The organism is Novosphingobium clariflavum (assembly GCF_026420865.1).
In the GTDB taxonomy this organism is placed as follows: Bacteria; Pseudomonadota; Alphaproteobacteria; order Sphingomonadales; family Sphingomonadaceae; genus Novosphingobium; species Novosphingobium clariflavum.
On sequence record NZ_JAPCWC010000007.1, the window covers coordinates 148,756 to 172,177 of the forward strand.

Genomic DNA, 23,422 nt, shown 5'->3' on the forward strand with positions numbered 1-23,422 from the left:
CTTCAAACCCTGACCGGGAACGCCTATAGGGAGCGCCATGTCTTCCGTACGTCCCTGGCGCGACATCGAGCGCCGCAAGAGCCGCCAGATCATGGTCGGCAATGTCCCCGTCGGCGGCGATGCCCCGATCACGGTCCAGACCATGACCAACACGCTGACGTCCGACGCGAAGGCGACGATCGACCAGATCCGCCGCTGCGAGGATGCCGGCGCCGACCTCATCCGGGTTTCCTGCCCGGACGTGGAAAGCACCGCGGCGATGAAGGAGATCGTGCGCGCCGCCCGCGTACCGCTGATCGCCGACATCCATTTCCACTACAAGCGCGCGCTCGAGGCCGCCGATGCCGGTGCCGCCTGCCTGCGCATCAACCCCGGCAACATCGGCTCGAACGACCGCGTGGCCGAAGTGGTGCGTGCGGCCAAGGCCAACGGCTGCGCGATCCGCATTGGCGTCAACGCCGGCAGCCTCGAGAAAGACCTGCTTGAAAAGTACGGCGAGCCTTGCCCCGAGGCGCTGGTCGAATCCGCGCTCGACCATATCAAGCTGCTGCAGGACCACGATTTCCACGAATACAAGGTGGCCGTGAAGGCCAGCGACGTGTTCCTCGCCGACGCCGCCTACCAGGGGCTGGCCGAGGCGGTGGACTGCCCGCTGCACCTCGGCATCACCGAAGCGGGCGGGCTCATCGGCGGCACCGTCAAGTCCTCGATCGGCATGGGCATGCTGCTGTGGTCGGGCATCGGCGACACCCTGCGCGTCTCGCTCTCGGCGGAGCCGGAAGAGGAAGTGCGCGTCGGCTTCGAGATGCTGAAGGCGCTCGGCCTGCGCACCCGCGGCGTCCGCGTCGTCTCCTGCCCCAGCTGCGCCCGCCAGGGCTTCGACGTGATCCGCACGGTTGAGGCGCTGGAAGACCGCCTGCAGCACATCAAGACGCCGCTCTCGCTCTCGGTGCTCGGCTGCGTCGTCAACGGGCCCGGCGAAGCGCGCGAGACCGACATCGGCCTGACCGGCGGCGGCAACGGCAAACACATGGTCTACCTTTCGGGGGTGACCGATCATGTCGTGCAGTCGGAAGACATGCTGGATCACATCGTCAGGCTGGTCGAGGCCAAGGCCGCCGAGATCGAAGCTGCCAACGCGGCGGCGGAGGCTCAGGCCGCCGAATGAGCCGCCTCACCCGCGAACTGGCCGGGCTCGGCGTGACGCTGCGCGATTCGGTGCGGCTCTGGCGGCTCGCCCCGCTGGTGCCGCTCGTCGCGGTGCTGCCCGAACTGGCCCAGCACGCGGTCGAGATCCGGCTCGGCATGTTCGCCAGTCAGGAGGCTTTCGCCAGCCTGGCACTGGATCCGCAGCGCCTGGCGCTCGGCGGGATCAAGATCGCCGCGCTGGTGCTGGCGGTGCTCGCAGGCGCACGGTTCTGGGCCAATCGCACCGCCGGTCTGCGCGGCTGGAGCCTTGCCGGGATTGCCTGGAAGCAGGTCCTGCTGGGGCTCGGCGTCCAGATCGTCGTCTCGCTTCCGGCCCTCCTCGACCTGCGGGTGGCCCCCATGGTGCAGCTCACGCTCAGCTTCGTGCTGACGCTTGCCAGCCTGCCCGGGCTGGTGCTAATGGTCGGCGGACTGCTGGGTGACAACGAGACCGGCCTCCTGGCGATCTACCGCAGCGGCTGGACCAAGGCCCTGCGGATCCTGCTGCACATCGGCCCGGTCTGGCTGCTGCTGCAGGTGCTGCACCGCGCCGACCATATTGCCGCGCTGGACCGCCCGATCTGGCTGGTCTGGCTGCTCATGGTGCTCGATGCTCTGGTGGTGGGGCAAATGGCATCGCTTGCCGCCACCGGCCTCCACCATGGCTACCGCGGCGAAGAAGCCTGCACGGAATCGTTAAACCTTTACGCCTAGGGTCAGGCCCGATGCGTTCGGGCCCTCTTTTCCTGCTGATTGCCGCACTGGGCGGCGTTGCCTGGCTCGCCCCGCACCTTGATGCGGGAACCGGCTCCTCTCCCTCAGCCCCTGCGTCGATCACCCCCGGCGATGAAGGCGGCACCCGGGCGGCATGGCTGGCCGGAGAGATCGAACTGCCCCGCGCCGCCGACGGCCACTTCTACGCCGATGCCAGCGTCGAGCAGCACAGCACCCATTTCCTGATCGATACCGGAGCCTCCCTCGTGGTGCTGACCGGCAGCGATGCCCGCGCCGCCGGACTGAGCTGGAGCGACAATGACCTCGCCCCGATCGGACGCGGCGCCACAGGCCCGGTCTACGGCGTGCCGGTCACACTCTCCAGCGTCGAACTGGGCGGCATGACGGCGCGCGACGTGCCCGCGGCCATCGTCCCCGAAGGGCTCGACGTCTCGCTGCTCGGCCAGTCATTCCTCTCGCAAATAGGCGATGTCCGGATAGAGGGTCAGCGCATGACTCTCGGGAGCGCCAAACCCTGAAGGCTCAGACCGTCCCGCCCCATGGTCCAGCGCCAAATCCCGCAAGACCATACCAGACCACAAAAGCCGTCATCACGGCGGCCGAGAGGTAAGAGGCCCGGACGACTTTCGATACAGGGGAGTCCATGCGCGTATGGCCTTGCGGGAACGGGGGGTACGCCCTCTATCGCCCGTTCCGCCGCGCAAGGCCATGTCGCCGGTCGGCGCGCGTCAGCCGCCAGTCGAGACGCCCGTTCCCTGAATCGCCTTGCGCCCGACGGTCGAAGTGAAGGCGGGGATCGCGATGCGCCCATCGCGCGGGGCGATCGGCGTGCGGATCGTGCTCACCTCGAAGTCCGGCGGCAGCCCGGCATTGACGAGATCGTAGGGCGAGATCCGGGTACGCGTGCAAAGGCCGCCATTGCCGTCGTTCACCAGCGTCTTCTCGAAGGCGACCCCCAACTGCTCGCCGATGGTGCGGCGCACCGTCGCCACCTCGAGCTGGCCTTCGCCGAAATAGAGCACGAAGCGCGTGCCGAGCGGCACGTCCTCCAGCCCGTCGATCAGCGCGCCGGTGGCTGAGAGATTGCGCAGCACGGCCGGATAGTAATGATCCTCGTGGATCGCGCCGATCCAGCGGAACATCGAAATTCGCTCGTCGCGCTGGCGGGCAGGTCCGCTCGGCACGATGCCCCAGTGCGGCTGGCCGGCGGCAGCGAGGAATTCCGCCGCCGGCATCGCCTGGGCATAGACAAAGCCCTGGACATGACTGACGCCCAGTTCATGCATCATCGCCAGCTGGTCGAGCGTCTCGATGCCCTCGGCGGTGGTTTCCATGCCTATGGCCTTGGCCATGGCCACGATCGCGCTGATCAGTGCCTTGTTGCGCGCGCCCGCCTCGGCGGTGCCGCGCACGAAGCTCTGGTCGATCTTGATCTTGTCGAAGGGCGCCGTACGCAAGTAGCCGAGCGAGGAATAGCCGGTGCCGAAATCGTCGAGGGCAAGCCGCACCCCTAGTGCCTTGAGCGTGTGGAAGCGGGCATCGGTATCCGCCCCTTCGGCCAGGAACACGCCTTCGGTGATCTCCAGCTCGAGGCGCTCCGCCGCCAAGCCCGAGGCTGCAAGCGCGCTTGCCACCACCGCAGGGAACCCCGGATCGGTGAACTGGCGCGGCGAGACGTTCACCGCCACGCGCAAGTCCCCCGGCCACTGCGCCGCATCCTCGCAAGCCTGGCGCAGCGCCCATTCGCCGATCTGGCAGATCATCGGCGATTCCTCGGCGATGGGGATGAACTGGGCCGGACTGATCACCCCTTTGGCGGGGTGGTTCCAGCGCATCAACGCCTCGGCGCCGGATACCGCGTCGCTGCCCGCCGCGACGATCGGCTGGTAATGGAGTTCCAGTTCGCCGCGAGCCAGCGCATCGTGGAGGTGTTCCTCCAGCATCCGGCGGTCTTCCGCCGCCGTCAGCAGATCGCGTGAGAAGAAGCGGAACCGCCCTCGCCCGCCGTGCTTGGCGGCATAGAGCGCAAGATCGGCGTTGCGCACCAGTTCATCAACATCCTGGCCATCGAACGGGGCCACGGCAATGCCCACCGAGGCGCCGATGATGCAGCGATTGCCCTCCACCGAATAGGGCTGCGAAAGCATGGCGATGATCCGCTCGGCGAGATTACCGAGATCGCCCCGATCCTCCACATCGGGGACGAGGATCTGGAATTCGTCGCCGCCGAGCCGGCAGATCCGCTCGGCCTGGCCGACGATCGTCACCAGACGATCGGCAACCTGCCGCAGCAGGGCATCGCCGGTCGAATGGCCCAGCGTATCGTTGACCTGCTTGAAACGGTCCAGATCGATGAGCAGCGTCGCACAGGGGCGTTCCTGCACGCGGTAGGCCGAGAGCGTGCGTTCCAGCGCCCGTGCCATCTCGCGCCGATTGACCAGCCCGGTCAGCGGATCGTGCAGCGCATCGCGCGAGTTCTCCTCGGCGACCCGGCGCTCATCGGTGATCTCAACGCAGAGCCCGCAGAAGCCCTCGAACCCGCCGCCTGGCCCGAACTGCGCCTCGCCCGACAGCTGCCACCAGCGGCGCTGATCGCCATCACCGGTGCAGACGGTCAGTTTCTCGAAGCGCGAGCGGCGCGACAGCACGAAACGCAGACTGCGTCCCGATCCGGCACCGTCATCACGAGTCTCAAAAACATCGGTCAGCGGCTGGCCAAGCACGGACTCGGGCGAGGACAGCCGACCACGCGCCTTGTCCGACAGATAGCGGATCGCGCCCTGCGCGTCGGATGCCCAGAAGCCGATACCGTCAATGCCTTCCACCGCCCGGCAGAAGCTCTGCGCTTCTTCCGCACCCAGCAGCGGGGCCTGCCGGGATGCCGCGCGCGCGGCCAACCTGTCTGAACGTCCGAAATTCCAGGCCATCGACCCTGTCCTGCCAGCATCTCAGGACAAGTGCTTAGTCGCGCGAGAGTTACTTTCCCGTAACCATGACAAGGCCCCCAAAAGGCCAAATCCAAGAAAAAACCCCGCCGGATCGCTCCGGCGGGGTCTTTCATGGAGCTACGAAGCCCGGTGGAAAACGAAGCTTACGCTTCGCCTTCACCTTCGGCCTGATCGTCACCCTTGATCAGGTAATCGCCGGCATCGGCGTCCAGACCATGGGTTTCACCTTCGACGATCGCCAGCGGATCGTTGCCGATCGCCGCTTCCGGGCCCTGGGCCAGTTCGGCGGCATGCTCTTCTTCCGCCGAGTTGGCAGCGATCAGAGCTTCCTGCATGCGGCGGTACGAAGCACGCAGGGCAGCGTCCCTGCTCGAAGCGGCGACGCGCATGCGGTTCATGCCGGCACCGGTGCCCGCCGGGATCAGGCGGCCGACGATGACGTTTTCCTTCAGGCCGATCAGAGTGTCCTTCTTGCCTTCGACCGCCGCCTGCGTGAGCACGCGGGTGGTTTCCTGGAAGGACGCGGCCGAGATGAACGAACGGGTCTGCAGCGAGGCCTTGGTGATGCCGAGCAGCACCGGCTTGCCTTCCGCGGGCATCTTGCCCTCGGGAAGCTTGCTGTTGATCTCGAACATCTCTTCGTAGTCGACCTGTTCGCCCGGCAGCAGCGTGGTGTCGCCGCCCGCGGTGATCTCGACCTTCTGCAGCATCTGACGAACGATCGTCTCGATGTGCTTGTCGTTGATCTTCACGCCCTGCAAGCGGTAGACTTCCTGGATTTCCGCCACGAGGTATTCTGCCAGAGCCTCGACGCCGAGGACTTCCAGAATGTCGTGCGGATCGGGCGAACCCGAGATCAGGTTGTCGCCCTTCTTGACGAAGTCGCCTTCCTGCACGTCGATCACGCGGCTCTTCGGGATCAGGTACTCGATCGGATCACCCTCTTCCGGAATGATCGCGATCTTGCGCTTGGCCTTGTAGTCACGCACGAACTCGATGCGGCCGGAAACCTTGGCGATGATCGAGTTGTCCTTCGGCTTGCGGGCCTCGAACAGTTCGGCAACGCGCGGCAGACCACCGGTGATGTCGCGGGTCTTGGCGGCTTCGCGGCTGGCACGGGCGATGATGTCACCCGCTTCGACCGCCTGGCCGTCCTCGACCGACAGCGTGGTGCCCGGCGCCATCATGTAGCGCGCCGTCTCACCCGACGAATCGTCCAGAAGAGTGATGCGCGGACGCAGGTCTTCCTTCTTCTTCGCGGTGCGCGACGAACGGTCTTCCGTCACGACGCGGCTGGTCATGCCGGTCGCATCGTCGACGTGCTCAGTCAGCGTGCGGGTGTCGATCAGGTCCTGATACTTCACCACGCCCGAGGTTTCGGTGATGATCGGCAGCGAGAACGGGTCCCACTCGGCCAGGCGTTCGCCTTCCTTCACCGAAGCGCCGTCGGTGTGGAGCAGCACGGTACCGTAAGGCACGCGGCTGATTGCACGTTCGCGGCCTTCGCTGTCGAACACCACGATCTCGCCGTTGCGGGCCAGCGACAGGCGGCGACCGCGCTTGTCGACGATGGTCGGGATGTCGCGGTACTCGACGCGGCCGTCGCAGATCGCTTCCAGGTGGCTGGTTTCGTTGAGCTGCGCGGCACCGCCAATGTGGAAGGTACGCATGGTGAGCTGGGTGCCCGGTTCACCGATCGACTGCGCGGCGATGACGCCGACAGCTTCACCGATGTTGACCGGAGTACCACGGGCCAGGTCACGGCCGTAGCACTTGCCGCAGACGCCCTGCTGGGCTTCGCAGACCAGCGGCGAACGGATGCGGGCAGCCTGCAGGCCGGTCGCCTCGATCGCGGCCACGGCGGCTTCGTCAAGGAGCTGGCCCTTGGCGGCAACCGTGTTGCCTTCCTTGTCGAGGATGTCCTCGGCCAGGGTACGGCCCAGGATACGCTCGGCCAGCGAGGCGATGGTCGAACCACCCTGCACGATCGAACGCATTTCCAGCGCACGCTCGGTACCGCAATCCTCGATCACGACAACGCAGTCCTGCGACACGTCGACCAGACGGCGGGTCAGGTAACCCGAGTTCGCCGTCTTGAGCGCGGTGTCGGCCAGACCCTTACGGGCGCCGTGGGTCGAGTTGAAGTATTCAAGAACGGTCAGACCTTCCTTGAAGTTCGAGATGATCGGCGTTTCGATGATCTCGCCCGACGGCTTGGCCATAAGGCCGCGCATGCCGCCCAGCTGCTTCATCTGCGCCGGGCTACCACGCGCACCGGAGTGGCTCATCATGTAGATCGAGTTGATCTGGGCCATGCGGCCGGTCTCGGGATCGATCGGCTGAGCCTTCAGCTCTTCCATCATGGCGTTCGCCACCTGGTCGCCGCAACGGCTCCAGGCGTCGATCACCTTGTTGTACTTTTCCTGCTGGGTGATGAGGCCGTCCTGGTACTGCTGCTCGTAGTCGGCAACCAGTTCCTTGGTCTCGTTCACCAGGGCTTCCTTCGAATCCGGGATGATCATGTCATCCTTGCCGAAGGAGATGCCCGCCTTGAACGCGTTGCGGAAGCCGAGCGACATGATGGCGTCGGCGAACAGCACCGTGTCCTTCTGGCCGGTGTGACGGTAGACCTGGTCGATGACGTCACCGATTTCCTTCTTGGTGAGAAGGCGGTTGACGACGTCGAAGGGCACCGTGTGCGACTTGGGCAGGCATTCACCCAGCAGCATGCGGCCCGGCGTGGTCTCGAAGCGCTTCATGTACTGCTGACCGTTTTCGTCGGTCTGCGGCACGCGGGCCTCGATCTTCGAGTGCAGCGTGACGGCACCGACGTGAAGCGCCTGGTGCACTTCGGCCATGTCCGCGAACTTCATGCCTTCGCCCGGCTCGCCGGTGCGGTCCATCGACAGGTAGTACAGGCCGAGAACCATGTCCTGCGAAGGAACGATGATCGGCTTGCCGTTGGCGGGCGAGAGGATGTTGTTGGTCGACATCATCAGCACGCGCGCTTCCAGCTGGGCTTCCAGCGAGAGCGGCACGTGGACGGCCATCTGGTCACCGTCGAAGTCGGCGTTGAACGCCGAGCAGACGAGCGGGTGCAGCTGGATCGCCTTGCCTTCGATCAGCACCGGCTCGAACGCCTGGATGCCCAGACGGTGCAGCGTCGGCGCGCGGTTCAGCATGACCGGGTGCTCGCGAATGACTTCGTCGAGGATGTCCCAGACTTCCTTGCGTTCCTTCTCGACCCACTTCTTGGCCTGCTTCAGGGTCATCGACAGACCCTTGGCGTCCAGACGGGCGTAGATGAACGGCTTGAACAGCTCGAGCGCCATCTTCTTGGGAAGACCGCACTGGTGCAGCTTGAGCTCCGGACCGGTCACGATGACCGAACGGCCCGAATAGTCGACGCGCTTGCCGAGCAGGTTCTGACGGAAGCGGCCCTGCTTGCCCTTGAGCATGTCGGACAGCGACTTCAGCGGACGCTTGTTGGCGCCGGTGATGACGCGGCCGCGGCGGCCGTTGTCGAACAGGGCGTCGACGGCTTCCTGCAGCATGCGCTTTTCGTTGCGGACGATGATGTCCGGCGCACGCAGCTCGATCAGGCGCTTCAGGCGGTTGTTGCGGTTGATGACGCGGCGATAGAGGTCGTTGAGGTCCGAGGTCGCGAAACGACCACCGTCCAGCGGCACCAGCGGGCGCAGTTCGGGCGGAATGACCGGGACGACTTCAAGGATCATCCATTCAGGACGGTTGCCCGAATCGATGAACGATTCCACGACCTTGAGGCGCTTGATGATCTTCTTGGGCTTGAGTTCCGACTTGGTCGTCTCAAGTTCCTGGAGAAGGTCCGCACGCTCCTGCTCGAGGTCGAGGTTGATGAGCATGTGCTTCACCGCCTCGGCGCCGATGCCGGCCGAGAAGGCGTCTTCGCCATACTCGTCCTGGGCGTCGAGCAGTTCGTCTTCGGTGAGCAGCTGGTACTTCTCGAGCGGGGTCAGGCCCGGCTCGATGACGATGTAGCTCTCGAAGTAGAGGACGCGCTCAAGCTGCTTGAGCTGCATGTCGAGCAGCAGGCCGATGCGCGAGGGCAGCGACTTGAGGAACCAGATGTGCGCGACCGGAGCGGCCAGCTCGATGTGGCCCATGCGCTCGCGGCGCACCTTGGTCACGGTGACTTCGACGCCGCACTTCTCGCAGACGACGCCCTTGTACTTCATGCGCTTGTACTTGCCGCAAAGGCATTCGTAGTCCTTCACGGGACCGAAGATGCGGGCGCAGAAGAGGCCGTCACGCTCGGGCTTGAACGTACGGTAGTTGATGGTTTCCGGCTTCTTGATCTCGCCGAAGGACCAGGAGCGAATACGCTCGGGGCTCGCGAGACCGATCTGGATCTGATCGAAGGTCTCGGGCTTCGCCATCTGGTTGGTGAACTTGGTCAGGTCGTTCATGGTTCAATCCCTCTGGGGGTGAATTCTCTAATCGGACGGAAACTGGGGCGGGCGGAGCGCGGCGGCTCCGCCCGTGATCCCGTTATTCCGCCGCCAGCGCCGTGCCGTCGTCCTCGTTGTCGTCATGGCTCGTAAGCTCGACGTTGAGGCCCAGCGAGCGCATTTCCTTGACGAGAACGTTGAAGCTCTCCGGAATGCCGGCTTCGAAGGTGTCGTCGCCCTTGACGATCGCTTCGTAGACCTTGGTACGGCCGACCACGTCGTCCGACTTCACCGTCAGCATTTCCTGCAAGGTGTAGGCGGCGCCGTAGGCCTGGAGGGCCCAGACCTCCATTTCACCAAAGCGCTGGCCGCCGAACTGCGCCTTACCGCCCAGCGGCTGCTGGGTGACGAGCGAGTACGGACCGATCGAACGGGCGTGGATCTTGTCGTCGACAAGGTGATGCAGCTTGAGCACGTACTTCATGCCCACGGTGACCTTGCGGTCGAAGCAGTCACCGGTACGGCCGTCGTAGAGGTTCACCTGACCCGACTCGTCGAGACCGGCGAGCTTGAGCATGTCGGAGACATCCTTCTCGATCGCGCCGTCGAACACTGGCGAGCCCATCGGCACGCCCTTGCGGACGGACTGGGCGAACTCGACGATCTGCTCGTCGCTGCGCGAGTCGATATCGGCGGTGTAGTTGTCGCCGTAGATCTCCTTGAGCAGCTCGCGAACGGCTTCCGGCGGCTGGCCGGCAACCGGGTTCGGGTTGGCGACGCGCCATGCGTCCAGCGCTTCGCCGATACGCGCGCCCAGACCGCGAGCGGCCCAGCCAAGGTGCGTTTCGAAGATCTGGCCGACGTTCATGCGCGAAGGCACGCCGAGCGGGTTCATCACGAAGTCGACGGGCGTGCCGTCCTCGAGGAAGGGCATGTCTTCCAGCGGCAGGATGCGGCTGATGATACCCTTGTTGCCGTGACGGCCGGCCATCTTGTCGCCCGGCTGAAGCTTGCGCTTCACGGCAACAAAGACCTTGACCATCTTGAGCACGCCGGGCGCGAGTTCGTCACCGCGTTCCAGCTTCTCCTTGCGGTCCTCGAACTTCTCCTGGATCGCCTTGACGGTGATGTCGTACTGGGTCTTCACCGCTTCGAGCTGCGACTGCATGTGATCGTCCGCAACCGCGAACTTCCACCACTCGTGGCGCTCGACCTCGGCCAGCACGTCCTCGGTGATCTCCACGCCCTTCTTGAGGCCCTTGGGTGCCGAAGCGGCAACCTGGCCGAGGAGCATGTCCTTCAGACGGTTGTAGGTGGCGCGGTTGAGGATCGCACGTTCGTCTTCGCGGTCCTTGGCGAGGCGTTCGATTTCCTCGTTCTGGATCGCGCGGGTACGGTCGTCGACCTCGATGCCGTGACGGTTGAACACGCGCACGTCGACGATCGTGCCCGAAACGCCCGGCGGCAGACGCAGCGAGGTGTCACGGACGTCCGAGGCCTTTTCACCGAAGATGGCGCGCAGGAGCTTTTCTTCCGGCGTCATCGGGCTTTCGCCCTTCGGGGTGATCTTGCCGACCAGGATGTCGCCCGGGTGCACTTCGGCACCGATGTAGACGATACCCGCCTCGTCGAGGTTGCGCAGGGCTTCCTCGCCGACGTTCGGGATGTCGCGGGTGATGTCTTCCGGCCCCAGCTTGGTGTCGCGGGCCATCACTTCGAACTCGTCGATGTGGATCGACGTGAACACGTCGTCCTTCACGATCCGCTCGGAGATCAGGATGGAGTCTTCGTAGTTGTAGCCGTTCCAGGGCATGAACGCGACGAGCACGTTGCGACCCAGGGCCAGTTCGCCGAACTCAGTCGACGGGCCGTCGGCGATGGTATCGCCGGCCTGGACCATTTCGCCCACCTTCACCAGCGGACGCTGGTTGATGCAGGTCGACTGGTTCGAACGCTCGAACTTCTGCAGACGGTAGATGTCGACGCCCGACTTGCCGGGTTCGATGTCGCCCGAGGCGCGGATGACGATACGGGTGGCGTCAACCTGGTCGACGATGCCGGCGCGCAGCGCCGAGATCGCCGCGCCCGAATCGCGCGCAACCGTCTCTTCCATGCCGGTGCCGACGAACGGAGCGTCCGCCTTCACGAGCGGCACGGCCTGACGCTGCATGTTCGAGCCCATGAGTGCGCGGTTGGCGTCGTCGTTTTCCAGGAACGGAATGAGCGAGGCGGCCACCGAGACGAGCTGCTTGGGCGAGACGTCCATCAGCGTGACCTGGTCGCGCGGGCTCATCACGAATTCGCCGTTCTGGCGAGCCGAGACGAGTTCCTCGACGAACGAACCGTCGGCATTCAGCTCGGCCGACGCCTGCGCGACGGTGTGCTTCTGCTCTTCCATCGCCGAAAGGTAGACCACGTCCTTGGTCACCTTGCCGTCGTTGACCTTGCGGTACGGCGTTTCGATGAAGCCGTACTTGTTGACGCGGGCGAAGGTCGACAGCGAGTTGATCAGACCGATGTTCGGGCCTTCCGGCGTTTCAATCGGGCAGATACGGCCATAGTGGGTCGGGTGAACGTCGCGGACTTCGAAGCCGGCGCGCTCACGGGTGAGACCACCCGGCCCGAGCGCCGAGACGCGGCGCTTGTGGGTGACTTCCGACAGCGGGTTGGTCTGGTCCATGAACTGCGAGAGCTGCGAGGAACCGAAGAACTCGCGAACGGCAGCCACGGCGGGCTTGGCGTTGATGAGGTCGTTCGGCATCACGGTCGAGACGTCGACCGAGCTCATGCGCTCCTTCACGGCGCGCTCCATGCGGAGCAGGCCGACGCGGTACTGGTTTTCGAGCAGCTCGCCCACCGAACGCACGCGGCGGTTGCCGAGGTTGTCGATGTCGTCGATTTCGCCCTTGCCGTCCTTGAGGTTCACCAGCTCCTTGACCACGGCGAGGATGTCCTCGACGCGCAGGGTGGTGACGGTGTCCTCGGCATCGAGGCCCAGACGCATGTTCATCTTGACGCGGCCGACGGCCGAGAGGTCGTAGCGGTCGGCGTCGAAGAACAGGCCTTCGAACAGCGCTTCGGCGGTTTCCTTCGTCGGCGGTTCGCCCGGACGCATGACCTTGTAGATCGCTTCCAGCCCCATGTCGCGGTTCTCGGCCTTGTCGGCCTTGAGCGTGTTGCGGATCCAGGGACCGGTGTTGATGTCGTCGATGTCGAGCAGGTCGATCTGGTCGATGCCGGCGCGGTCGAGCGCGTCGAGGTTTTCGGGCGACACTTCGTCGCCGGCCTCGATGTAGATGCGGCCGGTCGACTCGTCGATCAGGTCCTTGGCCGAATAGCGGCCGAAGATTTCCTCGGTCGGGATCAGCAGTTCCTCAAGACCGTCCTTCTGCGCCTTGTTGGCGGCGCGCGGCGAGATCTTGGTGCCGGCGGGGAACACGACTTCGCCCGACTTGGCGTCGACGATGTCGAACGCCGGCTTCGCGCCGCGCCAGGCTTCGGCCTGGTAGGGCAGCTGCCAGCCGCCCGAACCACGCTTCCAGGTCACGGTCTCGTAGAAGTGGTTGAGGATCGCTTCGCTGTCGAGACCAAGGCCGAACAGCAGCGAGGTGACCGGCAGCTTGCGCTTGCGGTCGATACGCACGTTGACGATGTCCTTGGCGTCGAACTCGAAGTCGAGCCACGAACCGCGGTACGGGATCACGCGGGCCGCGAAGAGATACTTGCCCGAGGAGTGCGTCTTGCCGCGGTCATGATCGAACAGCACGCCCGGCGAACGGTGCATCTGCGAGACGATCACGCGCTCGGTGCCGTTGATGAAGAAGGTGCCGTTCTCGGTCATGAGCGGCATGTCGCCCATGTAGACGTCCTGCTCCTTGATATCGAGGACCGAGCGGGTCTCGGTCTCGGCATCGACTTCGAACACAATCAGGCGCAGCGTGACCTTCATCGGGGCCGCATAGGTGATGCCGCGCTGGCGGCACTCGGTCACGTCGTACTTCGGCTCTTCCAGCTCGTAGTGCACGAAGTCGAGTTCGCTGGTGCCCGCGAAGTCGCGGATCGGGAAGACCGAGCGCAGGGTCTTCTCGAGGCCGGAGACATAACCGGTCGCCGGGTTCGAACGCAGGAACTGTTCGTAGCTCTCGCGCTGCACCTCGATGAGGTTGGGCATCTGGACGACTTCGTGGATGTCGCCGAAGATCTTGCGGATGCGCTTCTTTGCAGAGCGTACGTGTGCGGGCTTGGTGGCCATGAGCTGGTCTTTTTGCCTCTTCGGTTCGGAGCCGATTCGCGATGAACGACCCCTTGGAAATCTCGTCTGCGAGGACGTAATCCCTGCTGCGAAAGCAGGGCACCCGAAACGCCAAAAGGCCGCCCGGCACGCGCGGAATCCCTGAGGAATCGCCCATTGCGGCCAGCAGCCTGATGCATCGGATGAAATCCCGAAGGCCTCCTTCCCGGGCATACCCCCGCGCATGGGCAGCCTTGCTCGAGGCCATCGAGCGAGGCGCCCATATAGGAGCCGGGCCACCCACTGTCAATTTGACCCATCGGGATCCGCCACCTCCCACCCCAGTGCACACCCCTCCCGCCAACGCCGCATTTTCGAAAAACAATCATGAGCATATCGTTTTTCAATATTATTGATTGACGATAAGAACGAATCGGATTATCGAATATCGATATCAAGCATATCGGAGAACGACCAATGACCCAGTCGCAGATGCACAAGGCTTCCCGCCCTCTCGCCGTGGCACTGGCCACGCTGCTCACCACGGCCTTCTGGCTGCCGACGGTGTCCACCCCGGCCGAAGCGGCGGACCACCGGCCGATCAGCGCTGAGGCGAGCGCCAACCTCACAATCGTCATCGCCGCGCCCTCCGCGCCGGTGCTGATGTAATCCTGCCAGAAGAGGGGCGAGCAACCATGACTTCCACCATGCAATCGATCACCCGCGACCCGCTGCTGGCCGTCGCCAAGGGCCTCCTGTGGTTCCTGATGGCGAGCATGGTCATCGCCGTCGGCGCCTGCCTCATAGCCATTCCGCTGATGCTGTTCTTCCAAGACGACATCTCGGCGCAGATGGCCAAGGACATGCCCCTGGTGATGCCGCAGTTCTTCTGGGTGGTCAGCGCGATCCTGGTCTTTGCCGCCCTCCTGTGCGGCATCCTGTTCCGGATGTTCCAGCTCCTGAAGCGCATCGTCGGCACCGTCGGCGAGGGCGATCCCTTCGTCCCCGACAACGCCCGGCGCCTCACCCAGATGGCCTGGCTGACGCTGGCCGTGCAGCTGATCGGCATCCCGCTCGCCGGCCTTGGCGCGATGATCAACAGGATCGGCGAGGGCCACACCCGCATCGACACGATCGGCGGCATTTCCGGCAATGGCCTGCTGCTCATGCTGATCCTGTTCATCCTCGCCCGCGTCTTCCGCAAGGGAGCGGAGATGCGCGCCGACCTCGAAGGAACCGTGTGATGGGCGATGACAGCACCGAAGGAGGCAATATCGTGGTCAAGCTCGACGACCTGCTCTACGCCCGCCGCATGACGCTGACCGAACTGGCGGAGCGCATCGGCATCACCCTTGCCAACCTCTCGATCCTCAAGACCGGCAAGGCCAAGGCGATCCGCTTCTCCACCCTCGAGGCGATCTGCCGGGAACTCGGCTGCCAGCCGGGCGACCTCCTGGGCTACGATGCCCCCGGCGAGGAACCGGCCGCCGCGCCCCAACAGGCGTGAAATCCCGGCCCCGCTCCCGACCATAGGGCCGGAACCGACTCACTTGACTCCGAGGGCGCTTTCCGGCAAAGGCGCCCTCGAACCGTTGGGCCCCGGCCCATCGTTCATCCGTCCGAGACAGTTGGTGCTCCCGATTTGCGGGCGCTTAATTTCCAGCCTAGACGGGGAACAGGAAATTTTCCGGCCCTCGCTCCTTGTGGTGCGTGGTGCCCTATTCGGGTTTCACCCCGAAGAACTCCTTCCCCATCGCCAACGGACCCGCTCGAAGCGCATCAGCGCTTCGGACAAACGTAGCCGGCCGTGCGGAACGCAAGTTCCAAACGGTCACATGTGAAGGAGTAAGGCATGGATCGTTTGCAGAAAGCCGATTCGGTCGCCCAGCTCAACGCGGTCTTCAACGAGGTCGGCGTGGTGGTCATCACCCGCAACCTCGGCATGTCGGTGGCCCAGTCCACCGCCCTGCGCGGCAAGATCCGTGAAGCCGGTGCTACCTACAAGGTTGCAAAGAACAGTCTTGCCAAGCTTGCCATCGCGGACACCGACTACGTCGGTATCGGCGACTTCCTGACCGGCCCGACGGCCATCGCCACTTCGGTGGACCCCGTCGCAGCTGCCAAGGCCGTCGTCGACTTCGCCAAGACGACCGACAAGATCGAGATCGTCGGCGGCTCGATGGGTTCGCAGGTTCTGGATGCGGCTGGCGTCAAGGCTCTCGCCTCGATGCCCTCGCTCGACGAACTGCGTGCCAAGCTCATCGGCCTCGTTCAGGCTCCGGCGACCAAGATCGCCCAGCTGCAGACCGCTCCGGCGGCCAAGCTGGCGCGCGTCTTCGCTGCCTACGCCGACAAGGCTGCTTGAGTTCAAGCTTAAGCAATTCATTTCGTAACGATTTATCCCGGCGGACCGCATCCAGCACCCCGGGACCACAGATCAGGAGTTATTATCATGGCCGATATCGCCAAGCTTGTTGAAGAACTGTCGCAGCTGACCGTCCTCGAGGCCGCTGACCTCGCCAAGGCTCTCGAAGAAGCATGGGGCGTGAGCGCCGCTGCTGCCGTTGCCGTGGCTGCTGCCCCGGCCGGCGAAGCCGCCGCTGTTGAAGAAAAGACCGAATTCGACGTGATCCTCACCGGCGACGGTGGCAAGAAGATCAACGTCATCAAGGAAGTCCGCGCCATCACCGGTCTGGGCCTGGCTGAAGCCAAGGCTCTCGTCGAAGGCGCCCCGAAGGCCGTCAAGGAAGGCGCTTCGAAGGCTGAAGCCGAAGAAATCAAGAAGAAGATCGAAGAAGCCGGCGGCACCGTCGAGCTCAAGTAATCTTCTTCTCGGACATTCTTCCGAGCAGAAAAAGGAAAGGGCGGCCTCTCGGGGCCGCCCTTTTCGTTTGTGGCTTCCCGAAATGCCCATCAGGCATGATCATGTCCGCTTGACCCGGCACGACCATTTCCATAACGTGATATATAACTCGATATGGAGATTATCATGACCGACGTCGTGGCCCGGTTGGGCGGCATTCTTCTCGGTAGCCGCATGAAGCGCCTGGCCGAACGCCTCCAAGGCGATGCGGCGCGGATCATCGAGGACACCGGCCTCGGCATCCAGCCCAGCCAGGTCCCCCTGCTCACCGCACTCGACGACGGCGACATGACGGTGGGACAACTGGCCGATGCGGTCGGCTCCAGCCAGCCCGGGGTGACACGCGCGATCGGCCAGCTTGCCGAACTCGGCCTGGTCGAAGCCAGGTCGGGCGCGGACCTGCGCCAGCGGCTTCTCTCGCTAACCCCGGCCGGGAAGTCCGCGATGGCGCGGGTCAAGCTGCAGGTCTGGCCCGGCATCGGCCGCGCGGTGGACGAGATGTGCGAGGGACACACCGCCGAACTGCTGCAGCACATCGCCCGGATCGAGATGGCCTTGAGCGAATCCTCGATGGTGGAGCGCCATGCCCGCCTCGGCCAACCGCGCCTGACGGTTCGCGAATTTTCCGACCAGCTCGCCCCCGAATTCCACGACATCAATGCCGAATGGATCGAGGCGATGTTCCGCCTCGAACCCACCGACCGCGAGGTCCTGGAACACCCTCGCGCGCGCATCCTTGATCCGGGGGGCACGATCCTGTTCGTCGAGGCAGAGGGGCTGGGTATCGTCGGCACTTGCGCGCTCCAGAAAACCGGCGAGCACTCCTTCGAACTGACCAAGATGGGTGTGCGCTCCAGCGCGCGCGGCCTGAAGGCGGGCGAGTTCCTGCTGGGCGCAATGATCACCCGGGCCCGCGAGATGGGCGCCGATCCGCTCTACCTGCTCACCAACAGGAAATGCGAAGCGGCGATCCATCTCTATGAAAAACTGGGCTTCCGCCACGATGCCGGAATCATGGAGCGTTACGGAGCGCGCTACGAACGCTGTAACGTCGCAATGATCCATCCGCTGTGAAACGGGTCATCCGGCGTTCAGCTTACCGGTAGCAGCTTGGGTCCGGTACAGGACGAGTCACGAAGGAGCTTGCCCTCTCATGCGAATGCGCTCGAACACGATGCGGACGAAGAAGCTCCGGGCGAGAACGTACCTGCCGGGCGCTGCCGCTCTGGTCATTCTGGGCGCAGGCACAGCCGAATCCGCCGCTGCAAGACTGCACGCGATGAACGTCAATGTTCCTGACGGCTCGGCCGTGCAGGTCCACTATTCCGGCAATGACGCTCCCAAAGTCGAGGTCGTTCCCGCCACCACGATCTGAAACCCGCGATCATCCCCGGCCTCGCCATCCCCTACCCCCGATGAGGTCCGGAAGAGAGGGCGCCACCGCATCCCCCCGCGGCGGCGCCCTTTTTCCTGTGCGCTCCGGCTACTTCTGCTTTTCGAGGTAATCGATGATCTCCGCACGCTTCACGGGATCGGGTACCGCGATCACCATGCGTGTGCCCGGCACCATCTTCATCGGCCCCTGCAACCAGGTGTCGAGCGCCTGGCGATCCCAGGTTATGCCGGACTGGCGCAGCGCCGAACTGAACGGGAAACCGGCCACATCGCCGGCCTTGCTGCCAACGATGCCGTGCAGCGTCGGCCCGACGCCGTTGCGCCCGGCCTCCACCGAGTGGCACGACCGGCAGACCGCGAATGCCGGGGGCGCCGTATCCGCGCTGCTGGCCGCCGCAGGTTCGGGCTGCGCCGTCGTGGCAGGCGCCGCCGACGGCTTTTCGTTCCCCGACGCACTGCCGGACTGGCTGCCCGATTGACTGGCGGAATCCCCGCCCGATCCTCCACAGGCCGCCAGCAGCGCAAGCGGTGCGATGGCGATCATCGACTTCAGTTTCATGCGGAAGCTCCAAAACCTGGCCTGACCTGTCGGTCCTTTTCGGCGACGTTCCGTATTATGTCGGGGCCTTGAAGGGAAGTGACTGATCCAGCGCAAATCCGCTTTCGTTCATGGTCCCAAACGCCTATCGCCCGGCGACCATGGCGACACGTGACCTGCCCTCGACCTTCCGCACCGAACTGGCGGCCACCCTGCGCCTCGCCGGACCGCTGGCGCTTGCCAACCTGCTGCAGATGGCGGTCTTCGCGACCGACGTGATCTTTGTCGCCCGGCTTGGCCAACTGGCACTGGCCGCCTCGAGCCTTGCCGTTGCCATCGTTGCGCTGCTGGCGATGGGGCTCAACGGCGTTACCGGCGCGGTCGCCCCGCTGATCGCCGCAGAAATCGGTCGCCGCCACAACTCGGTGCGGGAGGTGCGTCGCTCTACCCGCATGGCGCTGTGGATCGCAGTGCTGATCGGTGCGGCCTGCGTCGGTCTGTGCTTTTTCGGCGGTGCCTTCATGCGACTGACCGGGCAGGCCCCCGAAGTGGTCGCCCTGTCCGGCCACTTCATCCGGGTGATCGCGATCGCGATCGTGCCGATGGCGGTGGCCAACGTGCTGCGTACGTTTGTCTCCGCGCTGGGACGGCCGTTCTTCGCCACGGCGATCACCGCCTTGTCCATCCTCGTCAACGTGCTGGGAAACTACACGCTGGTCTTCGGCCACTTCGGCCTCCCGGCGCTCGGCCTGACCGGCTCGGCGCTGTCGAGCATTCTCACCGCCTGCATGACCGTCATCGCCTATGCCCTGGCGATCTCGGCCGACCGCAAGCTGCGCCGCTACCACGTGTTCGGCCGGATGTGGCGGATCGAAACCGAACGCATGCGCCAGATCCTCGCGCTCGGCCTGCCGATCGCCGCCACGCTGATCGCCGAGGGCGGCCTGTTTTCGGGCGCCGCCTTCCTGATGGGCCGGATCGGCGAGGCGCAACTGGCCGCACATACCGTTGCCCTGCAGATCGCCGCCTTCGCCTTCCAGGTGCCGTTCGGCGTCGGGCAGGCCGCTACGATCCGCGTCGGCTATCACTACGGCGCGGGCAACCGGCACGGCGTCGGCCATGCCGGTAGCGCAGCGATCGCCATCTCGATGGCGTTCATGATCGTCTCGGCCTCGACCATGCTGGTCTTCCCGCGCTTCATCCTCTCGGCCTATGTCGACGTGAGCGCCCCCGAAAACGCGGTGCTGGTCGCTTTTGCCCTGCAGTTCCTTTTCGTGGCAGCGATATTCCAGCTGACCGACGGCCTCCAGGCGGTTGTCGCCGGAGCCCTGCGCGGCATTCAGGATACCCGCGTACCGATGATGATCGCCCTGTTCGGCTACTGGGTGGCGGGCTTCGCGACGTCTGCCGCGCTCGGCCTGTTCACCCCGCTGGAAGGCGTGGGTGTGTGGATCGGCCTTGCGGTCGGCCTGACCGCGGCGGCCATCTTGCTGCTGGTGCGCTGGCACTGGCGCGAGAGGTTTCACCTCGCGCCGATGTGAGGTTGGAAGCGGGACCGTCACGCACTCGTCTCATCCCGCGCCTACACCGACCTGAAATTTTTTGGCGGGTCATCGCTTGACGAGACCCCGAGGCCGAACCATATCCGCGGCCATTGGCACTCTGCATGCCAGAGTGCCAATTCCAGTTTCTTGCCCTTTTAGTTCGTAGGATAAGGGAGAATCCCATGACTTTCCGCCCGCTGCACGACCGTGTTCTCGTGCGCCGCGTCGAGGCCGAAGAAAAGACGGCCGGTGGCATCATCATCCCGGACAGCGCCAAGGAAAAGCCGGCTGAAGGCGAAATCGTCGCCGTCGGCACCGGCGCCCGCGCTGAAAACGGCACCATCACCCCCCTCGACGTCAAGGTTGGCGACCGCGTGCTGTTCGGCAAGTGGTCGGGCACCGAAGTCAAGGTCGGCGGTGAAGACCTGCTGATCATGAAGGAATCGGACATTCTGGGCGTGATCGGCTGATCACCCGAATTTCCGCGTTTTTCATAATTTCTGGAAGGATTTAAAACATGGCAGCCAAGGACGTAAAGTTCGGCCGCGACGCGCGTGAACGCATTCTCGCCGGCGTCGACACCCTCGCCAATGCCGTCAAGGTGACCCTGGGCCCCAAGGGCCGCAACGTCGTGATCGAGAAGAGCTTCGGCGCTCCCCGCATCACCAAGGACGGTGTTTCGGTCGCCAAGGAAATCGAACTCAAGGACAAGTTCGAGAACATGGGCGCCCAGATGCTGCGCGAAGTGGCCTCGAAGGCCAACGACGCAGCCGGTGACGGCACCACCACCGCGACCGTTCTCGCCCAGGCGATCGTGCGCGAAGGCATGAAGTCGGTTGCCGCCGGCATGAACCCGATGGACCTCAAGCGCGGCATCGACCTCGCTGTCAGCAAGGTCATCGAGAACATCAAGGGCCGCTCGAAGGCCGTTGCCGGTTCCTCGGAAATCGCTCAGGTCGGCGTGATCTCGGCCAACGGTGACACCGAAGTCGGCGAAAAGATCGCCGAGGCCATGGAAAAGGTCGGCAAGGAAGGCGTCATCACCGTCGAGGAGGCCAAGGGTCTCGAATTCGAACTCGATGTCGTCGAAGGCATGCAGTTCGACCGCGGCTACCTCTCGCCCTACTTCGTCACCAACCCCGAGAAGATGACGGTCGAGCTCGAGAACCCGTACATCCTCATCCACGAGAAGAAGCTGTCGTCGCTCCAGGCGCTGCTGCCGATCCTCGAAGCCGTGGTGCAGTCGGGCCGTCCGCTCCTCATCATCGCCGAGGACATCGAGGGTGAAGCCCTTGCCACGCTCGTCGTCAACAAGCTGCGTGGCGGCCTGAAGATCGCAGCCGTCAAGGCTCCGGGCTTCGGCGATCGCCGCAAGGCCATGCTGGGCGACATCGCCACGCTGACCGCCGGCGAGATGATCTCGGAAGACCTCGGCATCAAGCTCGAGAGCGTCACGCTCGGCATGCTTGGCCAGGCCAAGAAGGTCACCATCGACAAGGACAACACCGTCATTGTCGACGGTTCGGGTGCCGCTGACGACATCAAGGGCCGCGTCGAACAGATCCGTGCCCAGATCGAAGTCACCACCAGCGACTACGACCGCGAGAAGCTCCAGGAGCGTCTCGCCAAGCTGGCCGGCGGCGTCGCCGTCATCAAGGTCGGCGGTGCGACCGAAGTCGAAGTGAAGGAACGCAAGGACCGCGTCGACGACGCTCTCCACGCGACCCGCGCTGCCGTCGAAGAAGGCATCGTCCCCGGTGGCGGCACCGCGCTGCTCTACGCAACGCGCGCCCTCGACGGCCTGATCGGCGCCAACGACGACCAGACCCGCGGCGTCGACATCGTCCGCAAGGCGATCACCGCCCCGCTGAAGCAGATCGCCGAGAACGCGGGCCACGACGGCGCCGTCGTCGCCGGCAAGCTGCTCGACGGTTCGGACGAATCGCTCGGCTTCAACGCCGCGACCGACGTTTATGAAAACCTCGTCGCCGCCGGCGTCATCGACCCGACCAAGGTCGTGCGCACCGCGCTGCAGGATGCGGCTTCGGTCGCCGGTCTGCTGATCACCACCGAAGCGGCGATCAGCGAAAAGGCCGACGACAAGCCCGCCATGCCGGCGATGCCCGACATGGGCGGCATGGGCGGCATGGGCGGCTTCTAAGCCGACCACGTCACCGACGCGAATTGGGGCCGGAGAGAGCGATCTCTCCGGCCCTTTTCGTTTGCCGCCCGCTTGACGATGCCTGGCAATGCCCGAGGAAGACTTGCAATCCTGCCCAAGCGAATCCGAATCCATCGCAAAACCGACAGGATCATGCCAGTTCCCGCAATTGCCCGCATGGACCATGCAGTTCGTCGCGTGGCTCTGGCGTTTTGCCGAATCCGTATTAACTCTTGGGGAACGGATAAAAAGCTAGGGTAGTTCTGCATGATCGGGGCAGACAAACTCGTTGCGCGGTGCCTTGCCGGCACGCAGCGCTTCTTGAAGGTCGCAACACTTGTCGCTGCCGGCGCGGTTTCGCTCGCGCCTGCCCATGCGGGCAACATCGACGAATTCCAGGAATCCTTTGATTCGGTGTTCGGCACCGAGCAACGCGCGCCGCGCACGTTCTCGAACGATTTCGAGCGGCGTCTGGCCGGCGTTGCCGAAGCCTCGCAGGGCCGCATCGGCGTGGCCGCGGTGGACCTCTCCACCGGCCGCACCGTCGATGTGCTGGGCAGCCAGCGCTTCCCGATGGCCAGCACCAGCAAGGTGGCCATCGCCGCCACTTTCCTGGACGGCGTGGACAAGGGCAAGTGGAGCCTGTCGAGCGAATATCCGCTGATGATCCCGGTCGCCTCGGCGCCGTTTTCCAGCGCGGTCGCCCCGGTCCGTCCCGGCGCCTACATGTCGGCCCGGCAACTCCTCGAACTGATGATCACCCGGTCGAACAACTATGCGACCGACGCCCTGCTCAAGGTCGTCGGCGGCCCCGCCGCCGTCAATGCCTGGGTCCGCCGCGCCGGGATCGAGGACTGGCACATCGACCATGACATCGCCACGCTGGTGCGCGACGACGGCGCCATCAATCCCGCCAAGGTCGTCGACAAGCGTGACAGCGCCACCCCGCTGGCCATGGTCGAACTCCTGACCGGCATCTACCAGGGCAAGTGGCTGACCCCAAGCAGCCGCAGTGTGCTGATGGGCGCGATGGGCCGCTGCGTCACCGGACGCAACCGCATCCGCGCCGGCCTGCCCAGCGGTGTCACCGTCTCCCACAAGACCGGCTCGCTCAACAACACCTCGAGCGACATCGGCTTCATCGAGACCGCGGACGGCCGCGCCTATGCTGTGGCCATCTACGTCACGGGCCAGGGCAGCCGCCCGGCCCGCGAAGCCCGCATCGCCAGCATCGCACGCACGCTTTACGAAGGTTACCTGGCCGACGCCGGCAGCTACCGCCGCACCGCCTCGGCGCGCTGAGCGCGCGAGCTTCCCAAACGAAAAGGCCCGCCGGAGCGATCCGGCGGGCCTTTTCGTTTGGGGCTGCCCGGACCGAAGCCCGGGCTT

Annotated in this window: 18 protein-coding genes; 14 read left to right on the forward strand and 4 right to left on the reverse strand. The window is 64.8% G+C overall.

What is annotated here, in order from left to right; genetic code table 11:
- Nucleotides 1-37: 37 nt before the first annotated feature.
- Genes ispG through OKA11_RS11970 form a run of 3 tightly spaced genes read left to right on the forward strand, consistent with a single transcriptional unit; the run spans nucleotide 38 to nucleotide 2,441 of the window.
- Nucleotides 38-1,168: a flavodoxin-dependent (E)-4-hydroxy-3-methylbut-2-enyl-diphosphate synthase gene (gene ispG / locus OKA11_RS11960; protein WP_267220475.1), complete on the forward strand. Its 1,131-nt coding sequence runs from the start codon at nucleotides 38-40 to the stop codon at nucleotides 1,166-1,168.
- Nucleotides 1,165-1,902: a hypothetical protein gene (locus OKA11_RS11965; protein ID WP_267220477.1), complete on the forward strand. Its 738-nt coding sequence runs from the start codon at nucleotides 1,165-1,167 to the stop codon at nucleotides 1,900-1,902. Before ispG ends, OKA11_RS11965 begins: the two co-directional genes overlap by 4 nt.
- 11 nt (nucleotides 1,903-1,913) lie before the next feature.
- A complete protein-coding gene (locus tag OKA11_RS11970; protein ID WP_267220479.1) occupies nucleotides 1,914-2,441 on the forward strand; it encodes a retropepsin-like aspartic protease family protein in 528 nt (175 codons plus the stop codon).
- 210 nt (nucleotides 2,442-2,651) lie between these two features.
- Here OKA11_RS11970 and OKA11_RS11975 read toward each other — a convergent pair whose 3' ends face one another.
- The 3 genes from OKA11_RS11975 to rpoB form a co-directional block, all read right to left on the reverse strand.
- Nucleotides 2,652-4,850 carry a putative bifunctional diguanylate cyclase/phosphodiesterase gene (locus OKA11_RS11975; protein WP_267220481.1) on the reverse strand — a complete coding sequence of 733 codons (2,199 nt, stop codon included), beginning with the start codon at nucleotides 4,848-4,850 and terminating at the stop codon, nucleotides 2,652-2,654.
- A gap of 164 nt (nucleotides 4,851-5,014) precedes the next feature.
- Nucleotides 5,015-9,319, reverse strand: a complete 4,305-nt coding sequence (gene rpoC / locus OKA11_RS11980; protein ID WP_267220483.1) for a DNA-directed RNA polymerase subunit beta' — start codon at nucleotides 9,317-9,319, stop codon at nucleotides 5,015-5,017.
- 82 nt (nucleotides 9,320-9,401) lie between these two features.
- Nucleotides 9,402-13,553, reverse strand: a complete 4,152-nt coding sequence (gene rpoB / locus OKA11_RS11985) for a DNA-directed RNA polymerase subunit beta (RefSeq protein ID WP_267220485.1) — start codon at nucleotides 13,551-13,553, stop codon at nucleotides 9,402-9,404.
- 456 nt (nucleotides 13,554-14,009) lie between these two features.
- Between rpoB and OKA11_RS11990 the strand changes: the two genes are divergently transcribed.
- From OKA11_RS11990 to OKA11_RS12020, 7 genes are all read left to right on the forward strand, one after another.
- Nucleotides 14,010-14,201 (forward strand): hypothetical protein, encoded by a 192-nt coding sequence (locus tag OKA11_RS11990; RefSeq protein WP_267220487.1) that lies wholly within the window; start codon nucleotides 14,010-14,012, stop codon nucleotides 14,199-14,201.
- 26 nt (nucleotides 14,202-14,227) lie between these two features.
- Nucleotides 14,228-14,776 carry a DUF2975 domain-containing protein gene (locus tag OKA11_RS11995; protein WP_267220489.1) on the forward strand — a complete coding sequence of 183 codons (549 nt, stop codon included), beginning with the start codon at nucleotides 14,228-14,230 and terminating at the stop codon, nucleotides 14,774-14,776.
- On the forward strand, nucleotides 14,776-15,039 hold the full coding sequence (locus OKA11_RS12000; protein WP_267220491.1) for a helix-turn-helix domain-containing protein: 264 nt from the start codon (nucleotides 14,776-14,778) through the stop codon (nucleotides 15,037-15,039). The genes OKA11_RS11995 and OKA11_RS12000 overlap by 1 nt, the downstream gene beginning before the upstream one ends.
- Nucleotides 15,040-15,384: 345 nt before the next feature.
- Nucleotides 15,385-15,897 carry a 50S ribosomal protein L10 gene (rplJ, locus tag OKA11_RS12005; RefSeq protein WP_142637037.1) on the forward strand — a complete coding sequence of 171 codons (513 nt, stop codon included), beginning with the start codon at nucleotides 15,385-15,387 and terminating at the stop codon, nucleotides 15,895-15,897.
- A gap of 87 nt (nucleotides 15,898-15,984) precedes the next feature.
- Nucleotides 15,985-16,356 (forward strand): 50S ribosomal protein L7/L12, encoded by a 372-nt coding sequence (gene rplL, locus OKA11_RS12010; RefSeq protein WP_021232876.1) that lies wholly within the window; start codon nucleotides 15,985-15,987, stop codon nucleotides 16,354-16,356.
- A gap of 165 nt (nucleotides 16,357-16,521) precedes the next feature.
- Nucleotides 16,522-17,469 (forward strand): bifunctional helix-turn-helix transcriptional regulator/GNAT family N-acetyltransferase, encoded by a 948-nt coding sequence (locus tag OKA11_RS12015; RefSeq protein ID WP_267220496.1) that lies wholly within the window; start codon nucleotides 16,522-16,524, stop codon nucleotides 17,467-17,469.
- 79 nt (nucleotides 17,470-17,548) lie between these two features.
- Entirely contained in the window at nucleotides 17,549-17,770 is a 222-nt protein-coding gene (locus OKA11_RS12020; RefSeq protein ID WP_267220498.1) for a hypothetical protein, read from the forward strand.
- 108 nt (nucleotides 17,771-17,878) lie between these two features.
- Here OKA11_RS12020 and OKA11_RS12025 read toward each other — a convergent pair whose 3' ends face one another.
- A complete protein-coding gene (locus OKA11_RS12025; RefSeq protein ID WP_267220500.1) occupies nucleotides 17,879-18,349 on the reverse strand; it encodes a c-type cytochrome in 471 nt (156 codons plus the stop codon).
- 140 nt (nucleotides 18,350-18,489) lie between these two features.
- Between OKA11_RS12025 and OKA11_RS12030 the strand changes: the two genes are divergently transcribed.
- The 4 genes from OKA11_RS12030 (at nucleotide 18,490) to bla (ending at nucleotide 23,335) form a co-directional block, all read left to right on the forward strand.
- On the forward strand, nucleotides 18,490-19,869 hold the full coding sequence (locus OKA11_RS12030) for an MATE family efflux transporter (RefSeq protein WP_267220502.1): 1,380 nt from the start codon (nucleotides 18,490-18,492) through the stop codon (nucleotides 19,867-19,869).
- Nucleotides 19,870-20,054: 185 nt separating this feature from the next.
- Complete coding sequence (gene groES, locus OKA11_RS12035) at nucleotides 20,055-20,342, forward strand: co-chaperone GroES (protein ID WP_086492655.1); 288 nt, start codon at nucleotides 20,055-20,057, stop codon at nucleotides 20,340-20,342.
- 47 nt (nucleotides 20,343-20,389) lie between these two features.
- The gene (gene groL, locus OKA11_RS12040; RefSeq protein ID WP_267220506.1) at nucleotides 20,390-22,033 is read left to right on the forward strand and encodes a chaperonin GroEL; all 1,644 of its coding nucleotides are present in this window, start codon (nucleotides 20,390-20,392) and stop codon (nucleotides 22,031-22,033) included.
- A gap of 267 nt (nucleotides 22,034-22,300) precedes the next feature.
- Nucleotides 22,301-23,335: a class A beta-lactamase gene (gene bla / locus OKA11_RS12045; RefSeq protein ID WP_267220508.1), complete on the forward strand. Its 1,035-nt coding sequence runs from the start codon at nucleotides 22,301-22,303 to the stop codon at nucleotides 23,333-23,335.
- The last annotated feature ends 87 nt before the right edge of the window (nucleotides 23,336-23,422 follow it).